Here is a 17,854-nt window from a genome sequence, read left to right as displayed (position 1 = left end):
AAAGAAGGCACCGACCGGTGGGCCTTCACCTACCACCGCCTCGCACGAGCCCGGCGGCTACGGGAATGACGACCAGGACCCGAGGGTCGGTAGTGGGCTGTCCACGAGGCTCATCGAGGTCGAGGGAGCGGAGCGGAAGGGAGCGAGGACCGCAGCGAAGGCCCAGCGGAGCGGGCTTCGCGAGGACCGGAGGTTCCTTCCGGCGCAGTGACCGACCCCGCCCACGTGCACCGACCGGCCCACATGCACCGACCGGCCCACGTGCACCGACTCGGCCAACGCTCGTGGACCGATCCGGCAACGTGCGCCGACCCGGCCAACAGCCGTGGACCGATCCGGCCGAGGTTGGTGGACACATCCACTAGTCGAACAGGCCTGGTGGGGGGACGGGGGCGAGGACGGCGTCGCCGTCGTGAATGGGAGCGGCCCCCGCGACCAGACGGGTCAGGTCCTCGTCAGCCAGGCATCGAGCCTGGGTGAGGCCGCCCGCCGCCTTCCTGGTGAGTGCCTCGATCGGCAGGTCCCCGGGCGAGGCCGCCAGGACGACGTTGCCGAACCTGCGCCCGCGCAGGATGCCGGGCTCGGCCAGCAGCGCGGCGTGCGGGAAGACACGGCTCACGGTGGAGGCGACCCGCTTGACGAAGGGCAGGCCCTTGCCGTCCGCCACGTTGATCAGCGCGGTGCCGGAGGGGCGCAGGACGCGGGCGATCTCCGCCATGTACTGGACGGTCGCCAGTTCGACCGGCATCGTCGCGCCCGAGAACGCGTCGAGCACGAACAGGTCGGCCGAGTCGTCCCCGAGGTTCGCCGTCGCCGCGCGGCCGTCCGCCACCCGGACCTTCAGCCGGGGCACCGACTTGAGGTTGAGCTGGTCGCGTACGAGCTGGACCAGCCCGGCGTCCGGTTCGACGACGATGTGCCGGGAGCCGGGCCGCCGCGCGGAGATGTAGCGCGGGATCGTGCAGGCGCCGCCACCGATGTGGACGGCGTCGAGCGGGCCTTCGGGCAGGCAGTCGATCACGCTGGCCATGAGCTGCGTGTACGAGAAGTCCAGATAGGTGGGATCGGTCAGATCCACGTACGACTGGGGGACTCCGTCCCTGATGAGCATCCACCCATCCGGCCGGTCGAGGTCGCGCAGGAGCTCCACCTCGCCGAAGGTCACTGGATAGCGGCCTGGCAACGGTTCTCTGCTCCTTGCCACCTATGGCTCCTTTCGCGTGATATGAGAACCGTATGCGGAACAGGGCCCTGCTCGCCCTCGTCATGGTCGCCGCGGCCATCTTCGTCTTCGGCGTTGCCGGACTCATTGTGTCCGGCAGGGAGGAGCCGGTCTCGGACTTCGTCGCCGCGCCGCGGGGGACGCCCGCACCCGCCGGCCCGCAGACGCTCCAACTCCGGCCTGAGCCATCTTCCGAGCCGTCCCCCGCAAGCTCCCCGGAGGGCTCTCCTGACGAGACGGCCGCCGCCTATTTCCAGGCCTGGGTCAAGAGCGACTACGACGCCATGCGCGAACTGGTCGACGATCCTCCGGACGACTTCGCGGACCAGCACCGCGAGTTCGAGGACGCCGCACTCTCCAAGTCGCTGCGGATCACGGTCGGCAACCTCGTACGCACCGGGGACGATACGGCCGAGATCCCCTTCACCCAGGAGCGCGACGAGCAGGACGCCGGCACCTGGCGCTTCGACTCCAGCCTGCACCTGGCCGTACGGGATCTCACCTGGAAGGTCGTCTGGACGCCTGCGGTCCTGCATCCGGAGATCCAGCCCGGCGGAAGTCTCGTCAGGACCGAGCCGGACGCCGGGCCGCTTCGGCCGGTGACGAGGGGAGGGCGGGAGTTCCCACAGAACTCGGGCGCCGAGGCGTACCTGGACAACCTGATGAACCAGGGGGTGGCGCCCACGGCCGGCGTGGCCGTGGGATGGGCGCTGCAGGTCGACAATCCGGGCCTGCCGGCGAAGACCGTCCTGTCCTACAAGCCCGAGAAGCGGCCGGTCGGCGTACGAACCACCATCGACTACGCGGTGCAGGCCGCGGCGGCCCGGGCGCTCGACGGCGTGCAGCGGGCCGCCATCGTCGCCGTACGGCCGTCCACGGGGGAGATTCTCGCAGTCTCCGACAAGCTGGGTGACCGGGCGGCGTTCGAGCGCAAGTACGCCCCCGGTTCGACGTTCAAGACGATCACGGCGGCGGCGCTGCTCAACAACGGGCTGTCTCCCGACAGCACGGTGGACTGCCCGGCGGTCTACCAGATCCCCTTCCACCGGCCGATCCACAACTACAAGGACGAGAACCACGGGACGGTCACCCTGCGGCAGGCGTTCGCCCTGTCGTGCAACACCACGTTCGTCCGGCTGACCATCGAGCGGCTGAACGGTGACACGCTGGTCGATCAGGCCAGGGCGTTCGGCTTCCGCGCGCAGGGGGACAGCAGCGACACGAGCACGTGCGGCAGCCTGCAGCGGCCGGAGAACCCCGACGCGCTCGCCGAGGACTCCTTCGGACAGGGCACGGTCGAGGCGACTCCGCTGTGCATGGCGCTGGTCGCCGCCGCCGTGGAGAGCGGGGAGTGGCGGCAGGCCCGCCCGCTGGCGGACGAGGCGCCGCAGGGGGAGCTGCAAAATAGCGTGCCCCTGCCGTCGAACGTGGCGGAAGGACTGCGCTCGCTGATGAGCGCGGTCACGGTCGACGGGACCGCCGCCGGTTCCGAGCTGCCCCCAGGGGTCGCGGGCAAGACCGGCACCGCCGAGGACGGGCAGGGCGGGCAGGACCACGCCTGGTTCATCGGCTATCGGGGTGACCTCGCCTTCGCCGTGTTCGTCGAGCACGGCGGCACCGGCCGCGGTGCCGCCGTCCCCATCGCCGCCCGCTTCCTGAAAGCCCTTTAGGACTCTCAGACGCCGGGCCAGGCGAACCGGTGCGTGTGGATCCCGAAGTAGGTGAACGCCTCGGCCCTGGTGACGCCCGGCACCCGCTTGACGTGGTCGTTGAGCACGCTGAGCAGCTCGGCCGGTTCCCGGCACACCACCTCGACGAACAGGTCGAACGAGCCCGCCGTGAGCACCACGTAGATCACCCCGGACAGCTCGCTGATCCGGTCGGCGACCTCGTGCACGTCGCTGTCGACGCGGACGCCGATCAGCGCCATGACCGGCAGGCCCAGCGCCATCGGGTCGGTGACCCCGACGATCTGGACGACGCCCTCGTCGCGCAGCCGCTGCACCCGCTGCCGTACGGCGGGGGCGGACAGGCCGGTGGCCTCGGCGAGCGCGGCGTAGGAAGCCCGGCCGTCCCGCTGCAGCTCGCGCAGCAGGACCCGGTCGATCTCGTCCAGGGTCATGCGACCAGGTCGGCGACGGCCGCCGCGAAGACCTCGTGGTGCCGGTCGACGTCGGCCTCGGTGGTGGCGGGGGACATCAGCGCCATGTTGTGGAACGGCGTGAGCAGCACGCCCCGGTTGGCCAGGTAGACGTGCAGGTAGTCGTCCAGGTCGGGGTCGCCGGCCGCGTTCGACTCGCCGCCGTTGCGGGGGGCCGGGCTGGTGAATCGATACTCGGCGCGCGCCCCGAGCTGCGTGACCGACCACGGCAGGCCGTGCGCGTCGATCACCTCCTGGACGCCCTTCGTGAAGCGGGTCGCCAGCTCGGTCATGGCGGCGAACGCGTCGTCGGTGAGCACGTGCTCCAGCGTGGCGCGCATCGCGGCGACCGACAGGGCGTTGCCGGCCAGCGTGCCGCCGACCCCGCCCATGTCGACCAGGTCGAGCCCGTCCATCGCCTCGATGCGCGCGGCGACCTCGGCGGACAGGCCGTAACCGCCACTCGGGATGCCGCCGCCGATCGCCTTGCCGATCGTCACGATGTCGGGCTGCAGGTCCCACGCCTTCGTGCAGCCGCCCGGGCCCGCCGAGAAGGTGTGCGTCTCGTCGTTGATCAGCAGGCTGCCGTACCGCCGGGTCAGCTCCCTGACGCCCTCCAGGTAGCCCGGCTCGGGCAGCACGATCCCGATGTTGGTGAGGGCGGGCTCCATGAGGACCGCCGCGACGTCGCCGTACGCCAGTTCGCGCTCCAGCGAGGGCAGGTCGTTGAACTCCACGACGCGCGAGGTGACGGTGGGATCGACCGGCGCGCCGACGTTGCCCTCGCGGGACACCTGGCGGCCGTCCTGGTCGACGACGATCAGCACCTCGTCCACGCTGCCGTGGTAGCAGTAGCTGTTCACGAGGATCTTGGGCCTGCCGGTGATCGCCCTGGCCAGCCGGATCGCCCATCGGTTGGCGTCCGTGGCCGTCAGCGAGAAGCTCCAGTAGGGCAGGCCGAACCGGCGGCCGAGCTCGGCGCCGACCCAGGCGGCGTCCTCGGTCGGCATCATCACCGTGGCGCCGCCCCGGCGGCCGAACCGGTCGGCCACGGCGTCCACGGTCGCCTGAGGGGAGTGCCCGGCCATCGCGCCGGTGTCGCCGAGGCAGAGGTCGACGTACTCGTGGCCGTCGAGGTCGGTGACGCGGGCGCCGCGGGCCTCGGCCAGGTAGAGCGGGAAGCCCGCGGCCGTCTTGTTCATCCACGTCATCGGCACGCCGCCGAACAGGTGGCCTCTCGCCTGCTCGTACGCGGCGGCCGAGCGCGGGTTGCGCTCCCGGAACGCGTCGCGCTCGCGGTCGAGCAGCCGGGCCAGGCGAGTACGGTCGATCATCATCCCTGCCTCAGAAAAGATCGCTGCACTCCGTGCAGAACCACGAAATCTGAAGCAAAGGTACACAAACGCTTCCGAATCGTCACCCCATGGCCGCGAGCGTCCGTCGCAGTCCCTCCACGATCGCGGCCAGTCCGACCTCGAAGGACAGGTCCGCCGGCGGGCGTCCGCTTGTGGTCGCGGCGTCGTCGCGGGCGCGCACCGTGGCGGCGAAGACGGGGACCTGCGCGGCCAGCGGCCCGGCGTCGAACATGTCGGGCGGCGCCACCAGGTCGAGCGCCGAGCCGAGGATGAACGACTCCACGGCGACCATCACGGGGATGACCATCGCCTCCGGCCAGCCGCCGCGCCGCAGCCCGCCGACGACCTCCTCGTACATCCGCAGCGTCCGCAGGGCTCCGGTGATCGGCAGCGTGGCCAGCAGGGAGATCGCGGGCGGGTGGGCGGCGAACGCGTCGCGGTAGCCGTGGGCCCACCGCACCAGCGCCTCGTCCCAGGGCAGCACGGCGAACATCGAGGCGTCGATGGCGTCGGAGACGATCTCGCGGACCGCCGCCAGGATGTCGTCCTTGCCGCTCACGTGGTTGTAGAGCGAGGACGGCCGCACGCCCAGCCGTTCGGCGAGGGCGGCCATGGAGAAACCCTCGGCTCCGGCGTCGTCGATGAGGGCCAGCGCGGCCCGCGCGATGGCCTCCCTGCTCAACACCGGCTTCGCCGGCCGTCCCACTCGCCGCCGCATTCGGCCCGGAGCCCCCTTCCGCTTTGCCCGCCGACAACCTATCCTCATCCCACTAAACGAACGTCATTCGATTTATCGGGACGCCCATGTCGCGCATCCTGCTTCGCCGCACCCTCTTTCACGGCGGCACCATCTGGACGGGCACCAGCACGACCACCGACGCCCTGTCCGTACGGGACGGCCGGATAGAAGCACTCGGAGCCGCCGCCCTGGCGGGAACCCACGACGACCGTGTCGACCTACGCGGCGGGATGCTGTTACCGGCCTTCGGCGACGGCCACTGCCATCCCGACCACGCCGGGTTCGAGGCGTTGGGCCCGCAGGTCAGAGGGCTGAGCACGGTCGCGGAGATCGTCGAGGAGGTCCGCCGCCACGCCGACGCGCATCCCGGCGACGGGTGGATCATCGGAGGCGGCTACGACGCCACGATCGTCCCCGACGGCCTGTTCGACGCCCGGTGGCTGGACGAGGCGGTGCCCGACCGGCCGGTCGCGCTGCGGGCCTGGGACTACCACACGTTGTGGTGCAACTCCGAGGCCATGCGGCGGGCCGGCCTGGACGCCTCGACGCCCGACACCCCCCGCGGCCGGTTCGCCCGCCGCCCGGACGGCGAGCTGCTCGGAACCATGATGGAGTGGGACGCGGTGGACGCGGTCCTCGCCGCCGCCCCCGACCGCACCACCGAGGACCTCGTCACCGCGCTCGCCGCCGCCACCCAGGCGTACGCGGCGGCCGGGGTCACCTGGATCCAGGACGCGTGGGTGGAGCACGGCACGGTCGAGGCCTACCTGGAGGCGGCCCGCCGCGGGCTGCTGGCCACCCGGGTCAACCTCGCCTTCCGCGCGGATCCCGTGCGGTGGCGCGAGCAACTCGCCGAGTTCGCCGCCGATTGCGAGCGGGTGCGAACGCTCGGGCACGACCGGCTCACCGCCCGCACCGTCAAATTCTTCATCGACGGCATCCTGGAGAACCGCACGGCGTCGCTGCTCGCGCCATACAGCGACGATCCCTGCACCCGGGGCATGCCCGTCTGGCCGTACGGCGAGCTGATCGAGGCCCTGACGGCGGTGGACGCGATGGGCCTGCAGGCGCACCTGCACGCGATCGGCGACGCGGGCATCCGCACCGCGCTGGACGCGATCGAGCACGTGACGCGGGTGAACGGCCCGCGTGACCGCAGGCCGGTGATCGCCCACGTGCAGGTGCTCGCGGAGGAGGACCTGCCCAGGTTCGCCAGGCTCGGCGTGATCGCCAACCTCCAGCCCCTGTGGGCGCGCACCGATCCCCCGATGACGAAGCTGACCTTCCCCAGGATCGGGCCGGATCGGGCCCGGCGGCAGTACCTCATCGGTTCGCTGCTGCGCTCCGGAGTGCACGTATCCTTCGGCAGCGACTGGCCGGTGAGCGACCACCGCCCGCTTGCCGGGCTGCCGGTCGCGGTGACGCGGGAGAACGCCGAGCGTGAGCCGTCCGGCGGCTGGCTGCCCGAGGAGCGGATCGGCATCGAGGAGGCGCTGTCGGCGTACACCGCGGGGGTCGCCCACCAGGCGTTCGCCGAGGAGGAGCGCGGCACCCTGGCCCCCGGAAAGGTGGCCGACCTGGTCTGGCTGGACGGCGACGTCCGGCGGCTGGACCCCCATGACATCGCGGAGACGACGACCGTCCTCGGCACGTGGGCGGCCGGCGTGAGAACCTTCCTCCCAGCCAACAGGAGTGGCGTATGACCGAACCCGCCGGACTGAAGCGCGTCCTCGGCGTTCCCGGACTGACCTTGTTCGGGCTGACCTACCTCGCCCCGGTCGCCGTCTTCACCACCTATGGCGCCGTCACCCAGGTCACCGAGGGCCACCTGCCGGCGGCCTACGTGGTCGCCCTCGTGGTCATGCTGTTCACGGCGTTCAGCTACGGCAGGATGGCCAGGGCGTACCCCACCGCCGGGTCCGCCTACACCTACACCCAGCAGACCTTCGGCGGTCACATCGGCTTCATGACCGGGTGGACGCTGATGCTGGACTACCTGTTCCTCCCGATGATCAACTTCCTGCTCATCGGGATCTACCTCAACAGCCAGTTCCCCGAGGTGCCCCAGTGGATCTTCACCCTGGCGGCGCTGCTGCTGGTGCTCGTGCTCAACGTCGTCGGCATCACGGTGATGAACCGGGTCAACGTCCTGGTCGTCGGGCTGTCGGTGGTGCTGATCGTGGTGTTCGCCGCGCTGTCGCTGAAGCACCTGGCCGGTCACCCCGCGCCGTCGCCCTTCGCGCCCTTCACCCCGGGTTCGGGCGTGTTCGCGGGCGCGGCGATCCTGGCGCTGAGCTTCCTCGGGTTCGACGCCGTCTCGACCCTGTCGGAGGAGGCGAGGGAGCCCCGCCGGGCGATCCCCCGCGCCATCGTGCTCACCACGCTCATCGGCGGCCTGCTGTTCATCCTGGTCGCGTGGATGGGCAGCCTCGTCCACCCCGGCTACGACGACTTCGCCAACGCGGACACGGCGGGTGTGGACATCATGTCCGCGCTCGGCGGCGCCGCGTTCGAGACGATCTTCGTCGGGATCTACGTGGTCGGCGCCTTCGGGTCGGCCATGACCACCCAGGCGAGCGTCTCGCGCATCCTCTACTCGATGGGGCGTGACGGCGTGCTGCCCCGGGCGGCCTTCGCCCGGCTGCACCCGCGCTTCCGCACCCCGATCGTCGCCACCGCCGTGGTGTCGGCGGTCTCGCTCGTCGCGCTGTTCATCAGCCTGGACAACGCCGTGGTCATGGTCAACTTCGGCGCGCTCATCGCCTTCTCCATGGTCAACCTCACGGTCGTCAAGCACTACGTGCTCGACGAGGGGCGCCGCTCGGCCGCCGACCTGGTCAGGTACGGCCTGGTCCCGCTGGTGGGCTTCGCGCTGACGATCTGGCTGTGGACCAGCCTCTCGGGCGTCACGTTCACGGTCGGCCTGATCTGGATGGCGGTGGGGTTCGTCTATCTCCTCGCGCTGACGAGGATGTTCACCCGCAGGCCGCCCGTGATGAGCTTCTCGGATGCGGAACCTACCCTCGCGGCCTGAAAAATGTCCTCTTCAGGTGCTATCTAAGTGGAAACTATTCACATAGACGGCCAGATGTGAGGGAATCATCTCGTTTCCCAGTATGAGGCGGAGGCGAAATGGACCCCACCACTGTGCACGACGCCCTCGCACGGCACCTGCTCGTCGACGGCTACCGTCTCGTGCTCGACCTGGACAGGAGCGCCGGCTCCTGGCTGGTCGACGCCCGGGACGGCCGGAGGTATCTCGACTTCTACACGTTCTTCGCGTCGTCGCCCCTCGGGGTGAACCCGTTCGCCGACGACCCGGAGTTCGTCGCACTGCTCGGCCGGGTGGCCGCCAACAAGCCGGCCAACTCCGACATGTACACCGTCCACCTCGCCGAGTTCGTGGAGACGTTCCGGCGGGTGCTCGGCGACCCCGAACTGCCGCACCTGTTCTTCGTCGAGGGCGGGTCGGCGGCCGTGGAGAACGCGCTCAAGTGCGCCTTCGACTGGAAGAGCCGCTGGAATGAGGCCCACGGCCGCCACCCCGGCCTCGGCACCCGGGTCCTCCACCTCACCCGGGCCTTCCACGGCCGCGGTGGCTACACGCTCTCGCTCACCAACACCGATCCCGTCAAGACCGACAGGTTCCCCCGGTTCTGCTGGCCGCGCGTCGACGTCCCCGCCATCCACTTCGGGGACGTCGAGCGGGCGGAGGAGCGGGCGCTGGCGCAGGCCAGGGAGGCGTTCGAGCGGTTCCGCCACGACATCGCCTGCTTCATCGCCGAGCCGATCCAGGGCGAGGGCGGCGACAACCACATGCGCCCCGAGTTCCTCCAGGCGATGCAGGCGCTCTGCCACGAGTACGAGGCCCTGTTCGTCGTGGACGAGGTGCAGACCGGCGTCGGCCTGACCGGGACCCCCTGGGCGTACCAGCAGCTCGGCCTGGCCCCCGACATCGTGGCCTTCGCGAAGAAGGTCCAGGTCGGCGGCATCATGGCGGGCCGCAGGGTGGACCTCGTGCCCGACAACGTGTTCCGGGTCAGCGGCAGGATCAACTCCACCTGGGGCGGCGGCCTGGTCGACATGGTGCGCTCCCGCCGGATGCTCGAGATCATCGAGCGGGACGGCCTGATCCCGAGGGCGGCGATCCTGGGCGAGAAGCTGCTGGGCGCCCTCCAGGGACTGGAGGCCGAGGGCCTGGTCGCCAACGCGCGCGGACGCGGGCTGATGTGCGCCTTCGACGTCCCCGACCCCGGAGCTCTGGTCACCCGGCTCCGGGAGGAACGCGCGATCCTGGTCCTGCGCTGCGGTGAGCGGTCCGTACGGCTACGCCCTGCCCTGTCCGTCCAGCCCGACGAGCTTGAGTACGGGCTGGACGGCCTGCGCGCCGTCCTCACCGGGGATCTGGCCGGGGGCTGACGGCGCCGCGGGCGCGGGTTCGCCGCGCCAGCGGCAGATGGCCGTCATCCTCGAGTCCACGCCCAGCTTGGCGTAGATGCGGTTGACGTGGTTCTTCACGGTCTTCTCGCTCAGGAACAGCAGCCGGGCGATCTCGCCATTGGAGCGACCGGTCGCGATCAGCTCCATGACCTCGGTCTCCCGCTTGCTCAGCCCCATTGCGGTGCGGTCGTCTGTGCGGTCGTCGATTCTCATCCGGCCTCCGTAGAAGACGATCAGAGATCGCCGAGGCCCCCGCACGGCGGTTGTGAGGCAGCATAACCCGCATCGTCCACCTTTGGGGAAAAGTGAACTGACTTGCCCGGGTCAACGCCCCCCATGGACCGTGACGGTCTCGAGGTGCGGATCGGCGGCGATCTCCGCCTCGGTGAAGCGCTCGGTCACCCACCCGCCGCGCGAGAACAGGGCCGTCTGGTCGGTGTGGTGGGGCGAGGCGGGGTTGGCGGACAGGGAGTAGGTGAGGACGGTCCGCGTGCGCGGGCCTTCGGGAGTGAGCGCGACGGCCATCATGAAGCTGGATCCGGTGTTCACCTCCGGGTAGCGTCCGTCCGCGCCCAGCGGTCCGCCCGTGCGCACCCGGTCGAAGCAGCCCTCCCCTTCCGTGCAGCCGGGAATCGGGATCGAGGCGTAGCTCTGCGCCTGCCCGGGGGTGAGCGTCAGGGGGATCCGGTTGGACGTGAAGTGGAGCACGGCGTCGGCGAGGGCCTGCCGCACGGCCGGGTCGTCGGTTTTGAGCCCGCTCGGGGTGGTCAGCGGACGCGCGGGGTCGAAAGGCACCCGCCAGGGGCTGAAGGCCGGCTCTCCCGGCTTGGTGGGACGGCCCAGCCGGGTGAAGAACTCGCGCCACAGGACGGCGCCCTCGCCGTCCAGGGTGGCGCGCCCGTTCCACTTCCCCAGCGTCCGGCAGGCCTCGCGCGCGTCCCGGAGTTCGGAGTCGGTACGGCACAGCTTCAGCAGGTCGTCGCGCATGAGCTCGAAAGTGAGGTTGCGCTTGCCGCGCACCGTGGCCTGCAGGGTCTCTAGCGTGAAGCCGGGCGCGCCGAGCCCGTCGGTCCCGGACAGCCGCTGGGCGATCATGTCGAGGCCGACCCGGGGACGCGGCTCCAGTTCGGTGCCCGTCTCGCCGTACGCCTTGGGATAGCCGGTGAGCGGCTTCGCCGGGTTCGTCATCCAGTAGGTGTTGTTGGAGTTGGCCACGTAGTCGGCGCGGACCAGCCTCGGCTGGTTGCCCGGCCCGAAGACGCCCGGCACGACGGCGTCGCCGTCCCTGCCCCACAGGCACGCGGAGGTCGAGCCGTCCAGGACGTACGCCTCGAGGCCCGGAACGGGCGAGGGCTTGGCGCAGCGCTTCGCCTCGGCGTCGGTGACGTGGGGGACGACCGAGGTATCGGCGAAGTAGGCGGTTCCGCTCGCGTCGGTGGCGAGGGTGTGGACGAACGGCATCCCCTGGTGGGTCCGCTGGGCCGCCCGCAGCTCGTCGAGGCTGCCCGCCCTGGCCATCGCCAGCCACTCGTCGGCCGCCCGCAGGTTGGCGGCGTTCGCGTCGGCCAGCGCGTACGCGGCCTCGTCGGTACGCCCGACGGCGAGCACCGGGCCGTAGCGGGAGGTGCGGAGCGTGTGGCCGGAGACGGTGCCGTCCGGCAGGGTGACCTCCACCTCCTGCTCGCCCATCGGCTCCGCCCGGCCGTCCACCAGGTAGCTGTGGTCGTCCGCGAGCTTCAGCCGGTAGACGGTGAAGCGCTGCGCGTGGGAGACGGTGTGGGTCCAGGCGACCCTGGCGTTGTGGCCGATCTGGACGACCGGCGTGCCGTACAGGCTGCCGCCGGAGACGTCGAGCACGCCGGGGATGGTGAGCTGCACCTGGTAGAAGCGGCGGATCCCCTTCCAGGGGAAGTGCGGGTCGGCCAGCACCATGCCGCCGTTCCCGCGCGTGGCCTGACGGCCGAGGGCCCAGGCGTTGCTGCCCGCGGCCGGCTGGGGCCGCGGTCCCTCGCCCTCGGCCTCGCCGACCCCGGCGATGGCCTCCTTGAACTGCGAGCTGCCGACCATGCGGTCGAGGTCGAGCAGGTTGTTCCACATGTCGGTGGCGGTGATCGGGCCGACCCACGCCTTGCCCCGGCACGTGGGGTCGGGAAGGTTCTCCACGCCCGTGTCCGCGAGGTAGCGGTTGTATCCGGCGACGTAGCCGTCCACCAGGCGGCGCAGCTCGTCGCTCGGGCCGACCGGCGCGGGCCGGGCCAGCAGCCGCCGTACGACGCCGGATTCGGCGACGCTCTTGTAGTAGACGTCGCTGGCGAGGTTGGCGACCGGGCGGACCGGGTCGTCGGACTCGGCCTTCGGGCCGAAGTAACGGGAGCGTTCGCCGCGCAGCGTCACCACCCAGGAGGCCAGCGTGCACAGGTTGTCCTGGGCGAAGGCGTAGCCGTACCCGAATCCGAGGCCGCCGTAGTCCTTGGCGGTGACGTGCGGGATGCCGTACTCGGTGCGCCGGATCGTGGCCGAGTAACTCCCGTCGGCCGCCGCGGCGGGCACGGGAGGGGCGAGTAACGCCAGCGAGATCGCCGCGGCAGGCATGAGCTTCATGGGGCTCCTATTCGAAACGCGCGTTGTCGGGCGTGGTCATGCGCCGCAGCAGCGGCAGCGTCGTGAGGATCACCAGGAGGGAGGCGGCCAGGCCGCCGCCGAGGGAGGCGAAGTAGACGGGTCCCGGCATCGCGAACGACGCGCTCTTCATCGCGAGGGCGTCGATGAGCGGCTCGGCCACACCGAAGCCGGCGCCGGCGGCGAGCGCGGCGGCCAGCACGAGCGGCAGCGCCGACTCCAGCAGCACCACCGCGGCCAGGGTGCGCGTGGGCGTGCCCGCCAGCCGCAGCAGGGTGAACGGCTGCCTGCGCTCCACCAGCCCGCCGCCGGCCGCCACCACGAGGCCGCAGGCGCCGGCGACCAGGGTGAGCCCGACCATGGCCAGCGCGACGTTCTCCGCCCGGGTGTACAGGTCCGCCCTGACCTGGGCGACCTCGGCGAAGGTCATCGGCGCTTCGACGGTGTAGCCGGCCAGCAGGGTGCGCAGCCGCTCCAACGTCGCGGGATCGCGTGTGGTGATCATGACGGCCGCCAGGTCGAGCCCGTCGGCGGAGGCGGGCGGGCTGGCCGGGCCCGCCAGTGGAAGGAGTCTGTCGACGGTGAGGGGGTTGTCGGCGCCGACGATGCGGGCGAAGTTGCCCGCCACGGCCCGGGCGCCCCTGCCGTCGATGTTCACAGGGCAGCGGCCGAGCACGGGGAAGCGGGCCAGATCGGCGCACTCGACGACGTACGGCGCGGGCGGCGGGCCGTCGGGCCGCGGGGGGACGACTTCCATGTCCGCTCTGGCGTAGATCGGCAGCACGTCCACGCCCGGTCGGGCGCGCAGCCGGGCGAGCAGCTCGGTCCCCGCCCGGGGTGACAGGCCGGAGACGCCAGGCCGGGAGAACCTGGCGCCCAGGACGTCGTTGAGCGTGCCCCCGGCCACCTTCTGCTGCCCGGCGACCACCGTCGGCACGAGGGCCGCGATCGTCGTCCCGATGAACACCGCCAGCACCAGCCCGCTCACCGACCTGAAGGCGGTCTTCGGATCGGCGGCCAGGCGCCGCGCGGCCAGCAGCGTCGCCCCGCCCCGGGTCAGCCGGGCGGCCAGGCGTGCGGCGACCATGGTCAGCCAGGGTCCGGCCAGCATCAGCCCGACCATGACCAGCGCGAGCGCGGCGACGGCCAGCAGGTCGTCGGGCTTGCCGTTGCGGTACACCGGGCCCAAGAACATCCCCAGACCCGCCAGCAGCGGGATCACCCGCCACGCTCGCGGCGGGGACGCGGCGGTCTTCCTCGCCACGCCGAGCGGCGAGATCCGCACCCGGCGCAGCGACCACAGGGCGGCGCAGGCGGCCACCACCGGCACGCCGCCGAGCACGGCCGCGTACTGCCAGAGGTGCGGGGCGACCAGTTCGGGGAAGAACCGGGCACCGGTGATCCGCACCCCGGTCACGGCAGGCCGTACGAGCTGGAAGATCGCGAAACCGGCCAGTGTGCCGGTCAGCGCGCCCAGCGCGGCGTCCACCGCCGCGAGCACGTTGACCTGCCGCGTGGTGGCGCCGACCAGGCGGATCGCGGCGAAGCGGGTCTCGCGGCGGGCCGCGGCCAGCCGGGTGGCGGTGCCCACGAGCACCAGCAGCGGGACGATCAGCCCGACGGCGGCGAGGCCGAAGCCGAACCGGTAGACGTCCGCGCTCTCGTCGACCGCGGGCATGGTGGAAACCGTGTCGACCTGCCTGGCCCCGGGCATGGCGGCGACCTGGTCCGGCGTCCGTCCCACCACGACGACCAGCTCGTCGGGCCCGGACAGCGCCGCGTCGCCGATCAGGCCGGCGCGGGTGCCGGGGAAGCGGGCGGCCAGTTCCTCAGGGGGTGCCGAGTCCAGCAGCGCGGCCAGCGCGGGCGAGGCGTAATACTGCCCCGGGCCGGGCATGCGGGACAGGCCGGGGATGACCGGTGCCCGCGCGCCGAGCGCGGCGGCGTCCAGCCTCTTGATCGTCCGGCCCCCGTAGAAGTCCTCGTGATAGTTCCACAGCGCGCCGTCGGCCGTCGCGTCGAGGGCCCAGCCGCTGGGCGCCGAGCCGTTCGTGCACTCCCAGCAGGCACGGCCGTCGGTGGCCAGGAAGGCGTTGAACAGCGACAGCGTGGCCAGCAGCACGGCGACGCCCGCCGCCACGCCGGCGACGATCAGCGCCAGCCTGGCCGCCGCCTCCCTGCCGCTGCTCAGCGACAGCCGCAGGCCCAGCCGGATCATCGGACGGCCCCGGTCGTGTACGGGTCGGAGACACGGCCGTCGCGCACCACGACCTCCCGGTCGGCGCAGGCGGCCACGCGGGCGTCGTGGGTCACCACGATCACGGTGGCGCCCTCCTCACGGGCCAGGCCCACCAGCAGGTTCATCACGTGCTCGCCGGTGAGCGTGTCCAGCGCGCCGGTCGGCTCGTCGGCGAAGACCACCCGAGGCCGGGTGACCAGCGCTCTGGCGATCGCAACGCGCTGCGCCTGCCCGCCGGACAGCTCCCCGGTGCGCCGGCCGCCCAGGTCGGCCAGCTCCAGCCGCTCCAGCCATTCGGCCGCCCGCCGCTCGGCGTGCTTTCTCCTGGTGCGGCCCAGCAGCAGCGGCAGCATCACGTTGTCGGTGACGGTCAGCTCCGGCACGAGCTGGCCGAACTGGAAGACGAAGCCGAAGGCGGTGCGCCGCAGTTCGCTGCGGCGGCCGTCGTCCAGCGTGTCCAGGCGGCGTCCGTCGAACCACACCTCGCCGCTGTCCGGCGTGAAGATGCCGGCCAGGCAGTGCAGCAGCGTCGACTTGCCCGAGCCGCTGGGACCCATGACCGCCACGACCTCGCCCGCGGCCACCGACAGGTCCGCCTCCCGCAGCGCGGGCGTGCTGCCGTAGGAACGGCTGACCTTCCGAGCCTCGATGATCACGACGCCCGCACCGTCTCGGCCAGGGCCCCCAGCCGGGCCTGGGTGACGTCGATCCATCGCAGGTCCGCCTCCAGGTGGAACATGGCGTGGTCGGCCAGCAGGGCGTCGGTCAGGGAGCCGCCGCGCTTGACCTCCGTCAGTTCCCGCATGCGCCGCATGTGCGTGGCGCGCTGCGCGTCCAGGTAGCCGGCCGCGTCCCGGCCCAGCATCAGCGCCAGCACGACCTTGGTGAACAGCACCGTCTGCAGGTACGGCTCGGCCGCGACCGGCTCGGCCAGCCACGTGGCGACCTCCTGCCTGCCCAGGGGGGTGATGGCGTAGCGCTTGCGGTCCGGCCCGTCGCCCGGTTCGCTCTGCCCGGTGACCTTGCCGTCCCTGGCCAGGCGGCCGAGCGTGGAGTACACCTGCCCGAACGGCAGTGGCCTGCCCCGGCCGAAGAAGGTGTCGTAGTCGCGTTTCAGGTCGTATCCGTGGCTCGGCTCCCGTTCGAGCAGGCCGAGCAACGCGAGGGGAACGGTCATGCCCGCAGTCTATACACCGAGGGTATATACGCGGGTGATAGCTGACGATGAAAAAGCGAACGGCCGGTCCGTCGGGACCGGCCGTTCGCCATTGGGGTGAGTGATGGGACTTGAACCCACGACATCCAGGACCACAACCTGGCGCTCTGCCAGCTGAGCTACACCCACCATGTCCGCCGTGCGAGGCGTACGAAGAAAGTGTAGCGGTATTTCGGAGTCCTCCGCGCCCTCAATACCGCTCGCCCTCCGCGTCAGGGCGTCAGGACCCGGAGACGGTCTCCGCGACCTCGCGGGCGGTGGCGGAGTCGGGGCCGGGCTGTGGCACGAAGACCGCGGCCCGGTAGTAGCGCAGCTCCCGGATGCTCTCGGTGATGTCGGCCAGGGCGCGGTGCCCGCCCTGCTTCTCCGGCGAGGCGAAGTAGACCCGGGGATACCAGCGGCGGGCCAGTTCCTTAATCGACGAGACGTCGACCATCCGGTAGTGCAGGAACGCGTCCACCAGCGGCATGTCCCGGGCGATGAACGCGCGGTCGGTCGCGATGGAGTTGCCGCACAGCGGCGCCTTCTTGGCCTCGGGCACGTGCGAGCGGATGTAGTCGAGCACGACGGCCTCGGCCTCCGCAAGGGTCACCCCCGTCGCGAGCGCCCGCAGCAGTCCGGAGGTCGTGTGCATCTCGCGCACGACCTCGGACATCTGCTCCAGCGTCTCGGCGGGGGGCTTGATGACGACGTCCACGCCCTCATCCAGCTGGTTCAGCTCGCTGTCGGTGACGATACAGGCCACCTCGATCAGCGCGTCACGGCCGAGGTCGAGCCCGGTCATCTCACAGTCGATCCAGACCAGCGGGTCAGTCATGGCTCAAGAGTAATGCTGAAGGGTAATGCGGACGTCACTGAGATTGGAGCGAGTCCTCGACGCGCTTGATGACCGACTGGTCCAGGTTGTCCGGCACCGAGACGTACAGCATCGCGGGACGGGCGTTCTGACCGCGGTCCACCAGGATGATCGCGCCCTTCTCCTTCTTCCACTTCAGGTTGTTGGCCTCGGCGACCTTGGTGAAGTCCATCTCGAACTCGAGGACCCAGCCCTGCTTGCCGCTCACGGTCAGCGCCTCGTTGCGCAGGATCTTGCGATCGTGCTGGATGCCGTACCAGCCCTGGTCGTAGGTGAGCAGCAGCCCTTGAGCGAGCCGCCCGAGGCCCTGGGCGCCGCTGTAGGGGAAGATCTGGGGCACCTCGGCCGTGTAGACGCTGCCGACCCAGTCGTTGCCCCTGCCGTCGTAGTTCGCCTGGGACGTCGCCTGGCAGCCGCTCGTCCACAGCGGACTCGTCGGGTCGGCGGGGTTGTTGACGTCCTTCGACTCCGGCACCTGCCACTTGTCGCCCGGGTACGCGTACGACAGGCCGGTCGCCGGGTCCTGGATGCGGCCACCGGACGGCTGGGGGAGCTGGGGCAGCGGCGGGGCGGACTGCTGCGGTTCCTGCCGGGGCGGCACGGTCTGGTCGAGCTGCGGGGCCGTCGCGGTGGCGTCCGGCCGGGCGACGGTCACGCCGGCGCGATCGCGCAGGACGATGACCGCGCCGCCGATGACCAGCGCGAGCACGACCACCGCCGCGATGCCGCCCACGATCCACGGCCAGACCGGCGCCGTACGCCGCGGCGCGCCGAACTCGGGCATCGGAAGCTGTGCCGTGTGGTTCGGAGGCCCCCACTGCGGCTGCGTCCACTGTGGGGCCTGCTGCGGGGCCTGCTGCGGGACATGCTGAGGAGCCTGCTGTGGGGCCTGTTGCGGGGCCTGGGGCGGCGCCCCGGCCTCCTGCCCGTGAGCGTGGGTGGCGTCGGTCCACTGGGTGCCGTCCCACCAACGGAGGAGAGGGGAGCCGTACGGGTCCGGATACCAGCCGGCGGGGGTCGTCGTCATG

Annotated in this window: 15 protein-coding genes and 1 tRNA gene; 4 read left to right on the top strand and 12 right to left on the bottom strand. The window is 71.4% G+C overall.

Going from position 1 to position 17,854, the window contains the following annotated elements:
• Positions 1-361: 361 nt before the first annotated feature.
• Complete coding sequence (locus Msi02_RS30475) at positions 362-1,204, bottom strand: spermidine synthase (protein WP_239108824.1); 843 nt, start codon at positions 1,202-1,204, stop codon at positions 362-364.
• A 32-nt stretch (positions 1,205-1,236) separates the two neighbouring features.
• On the opposite strand from Msi02_RS30475, the gene Msi02_RS30470 reads away from it, so the two are divergent.
• The gene (locus Msi02_RS30470) at positions 1,237-2,892 is read left to right on the top strand and encodes a penicillin-binding transpeptidase domain-containing protein (protein ID WP_204051413.1); all 1,656 of its coding nucleotides are present in this window, start codon (positions 1,237-1,239) and stop codon (positions 2,890-2,892) included.
• 5 nt (positions 2,893-2,897) lie between these two features.
• Here the strand turns inward: Msi02_RS30470 and Msi02_RS30465 are convergent, their stop codons facing one another.
• From Msi02_RS30465 to Msi02_RS30455, 3 genes are all read right to left on the bottom strand, one after another.
• On the bottom strand, positions 2,898-3,344 hold the full coding sequence (locus Msi02_RS30465; RefSeq protein ID WP_204051412.1) for an Lrp/AsnC family transcriptional regulator: 447 nt from the start codon (positions 3,342-3,344) through the stop codon (positions 2,898-2,900).
• Entirely contained in the window at positions 3,341-4,696 is a 1,356-nt protein-coding gene (locus Msi02_RS30460; RefSeq protein WP_204051411.1) for a transaminase, read from the bottom strand. The genes Msi02_RS30465 and Msi02_RS30460 overlap by 4 nt, the downstream gene beginning before the upstream one ends.
• Before the next feature lie 82 nt (positions 4,697-4,778).
• Positions 4,779-5,399: a TetR/AcrR family transcriptional regulator gene (locus tag Msi02_RS30455; RefSeq protein ID WP_204051410.1), complete on the bottom strand. Its 621-nt coding sequence runs from the start codon at positions 5,397-5,399 to the stop codon at positions 4,779-4,781.
• A 122-nt stretch (positions 5,400-5,521) separates the two neighbouring features.
• Here Msi02_RS30455 and Msi02_RS30450 point away from each other — a divergent pair, with 122 nt between their 5' ends.
• The 3 genes from Msi02_RS30450 (at position 5,522) to lat (ending at position 9,875) form a co-directional block, all read left to right on the top strand.
• Positions 5,522-7,159, top strand: coding sequence for an amidohydrolase (locus tag Msi02_RS30450; protein WP_204051409.1), 1,638 nt, complete (start codon positions 5,522-5,524; stop codon positions 7,157-7,159).
• Positions 7,156-8,490 (top strand): APC family permease, encoded by a 1,335-nt coding sequence (locus Msi02_RS30445; RefSeq protein WP_079320319.1) that lies wholly within the window; start codon positions 7,156-7,158, stop codon positions 8,488-8,490. The genes Msi02_RS30450 and Msi02_RS30445 overlap by 4 nt, the downstream gene beginning before the upstream one ends.
• A 98-nt stretch (positions 8,491-8,588) precedes the next feature.
• The gene (lat, locus tag Msi02_RS30440) at positions 8,589-9,875 is read left to right on the top strand and encodes an L-lysine 6-transaminase (protein ID WP_204051408.1); all 1,287 of its coding nucleotides are present in this window, start codon (positions 8,589-8,591) and stop codon (positions 9,873-9,875) included.
• On the opposite strand, the gene Msi02_RS44060 is transcribed toward lat, so the two are convergent.
• The 8 genes from Msi02_RS44060 to Msi02_RS30400 all read right to left on the bottom strand — a co-directional run bounded on the left by Msi02_RS44060 (position 9,783) and on the right by Msi02_RS30400 (position 17,853).
• Positions 9,783-10,109: a helix-turn-helix domain-containing protein gene (locus Msi02_RS44060; RefSeq protein WP_275414185.1), complete on the bottom strand. Its 327-nt coding sequence runs from the start codon at positions 10,107-10,109 to the stop codon at positions 9,783-9,785. The genes lat and Msi02_RS44060 overlap by 93 nt on opposite strands.
• A gap of 111 nt (positions 10,110-10,220) precedes the next feature.
• Complete coding sequence (locus Msi02_RS30430) at positions 10,221-12,497, bottom strand: penicillin acylase family protein (protein ID WP_239108823.1); 2,277 nt, start codon at positions 12,495-12,497, stop codon at positions 10,221-10,223.
• Between the two features lie 7 nt (positions 12,498-12,504).
• Complete coding sequence (locus Msi02_RS30425; protein ID WP_204051407.1) at positions 12,505-14,733, bottom strand: FtsX-like permease family protein; 2,229 nt, start codon at positions 14,731-14,733, stop codon at positions 12,505-12,507.
• Positions 14,730-15,410, bottom strand: a complete 681-nt coding sequence (locus Msi02_RS30420; RefSeq protein WP_204051406.1) for an ABC transporter ATP-binding protein — start codon at positions 15,408-15,410, stop codon at positions 14,730-14,732. The genes Msi02_RS30425 and Msi02_RS30420 overlap by 4 nt, the downstream gene beginning before the upstream one ends.
• Complete coding sequence (locus tag Msi02_RS30415; protein WP_079320323.1) at positions 15,407-15,931, bottom strand: PadR family transcriptional regulator; 525 nt, start codon at positions 15,929-15,931, stop codon at positions 15,407-15,409. The genes Msi02_RS30420 and Msi02_RS30415 overlap by 4 nt, the downstream gene beginning before the upstream one ends.
• Before the next feature lie 92 nt (positions 15,932-16,023).
• Positions 16,024-16,099: transfer RNA gene (locus Msi02_RS30410), tRNA-His, on the bottom strand.
• 91 nt (positions 16,100-16,190) lie between these two features.
• Positions 16,191-16,787: an oligoribonuclease gene (gene orn, locus Msi02_RS30405; RefSeq protein WP_079320324.1), complete on the bottom strand. Its 597-nt coding sequence runs from the start codon at positions 16,785-16,787 to the stop codon at positions 16,191-16,193.
• Between the two features lie 34 nt (positions 16,788-16,821).
• A complete protein-coding gene (locus Msi02_RS30400; protein ID WP_204051405.1) occupies positions 16,822-17,853 on the bottom strand; it encodes a DUF2510 domain-containing protein in 1,032 nt (343 codons plus the stop codon).
• Between the last annotated feature and the right edge of the window lies 1 nt (position 17,854).

It is taken from the genome of Microbispora siamensis, from assembly GCF_016863095.1.
GTDB classification, from domain to species: Bacteria; Actinomycetota; Actinomycetes; order Streptosporangiales; family Streptosporangiaceae; genus Microbispora; species Microbispora siamensis.
Note: the sequence above shows the minus strand (reverse complement) of the source record. Positions and strands in the feature narration are given on the sequence as shown.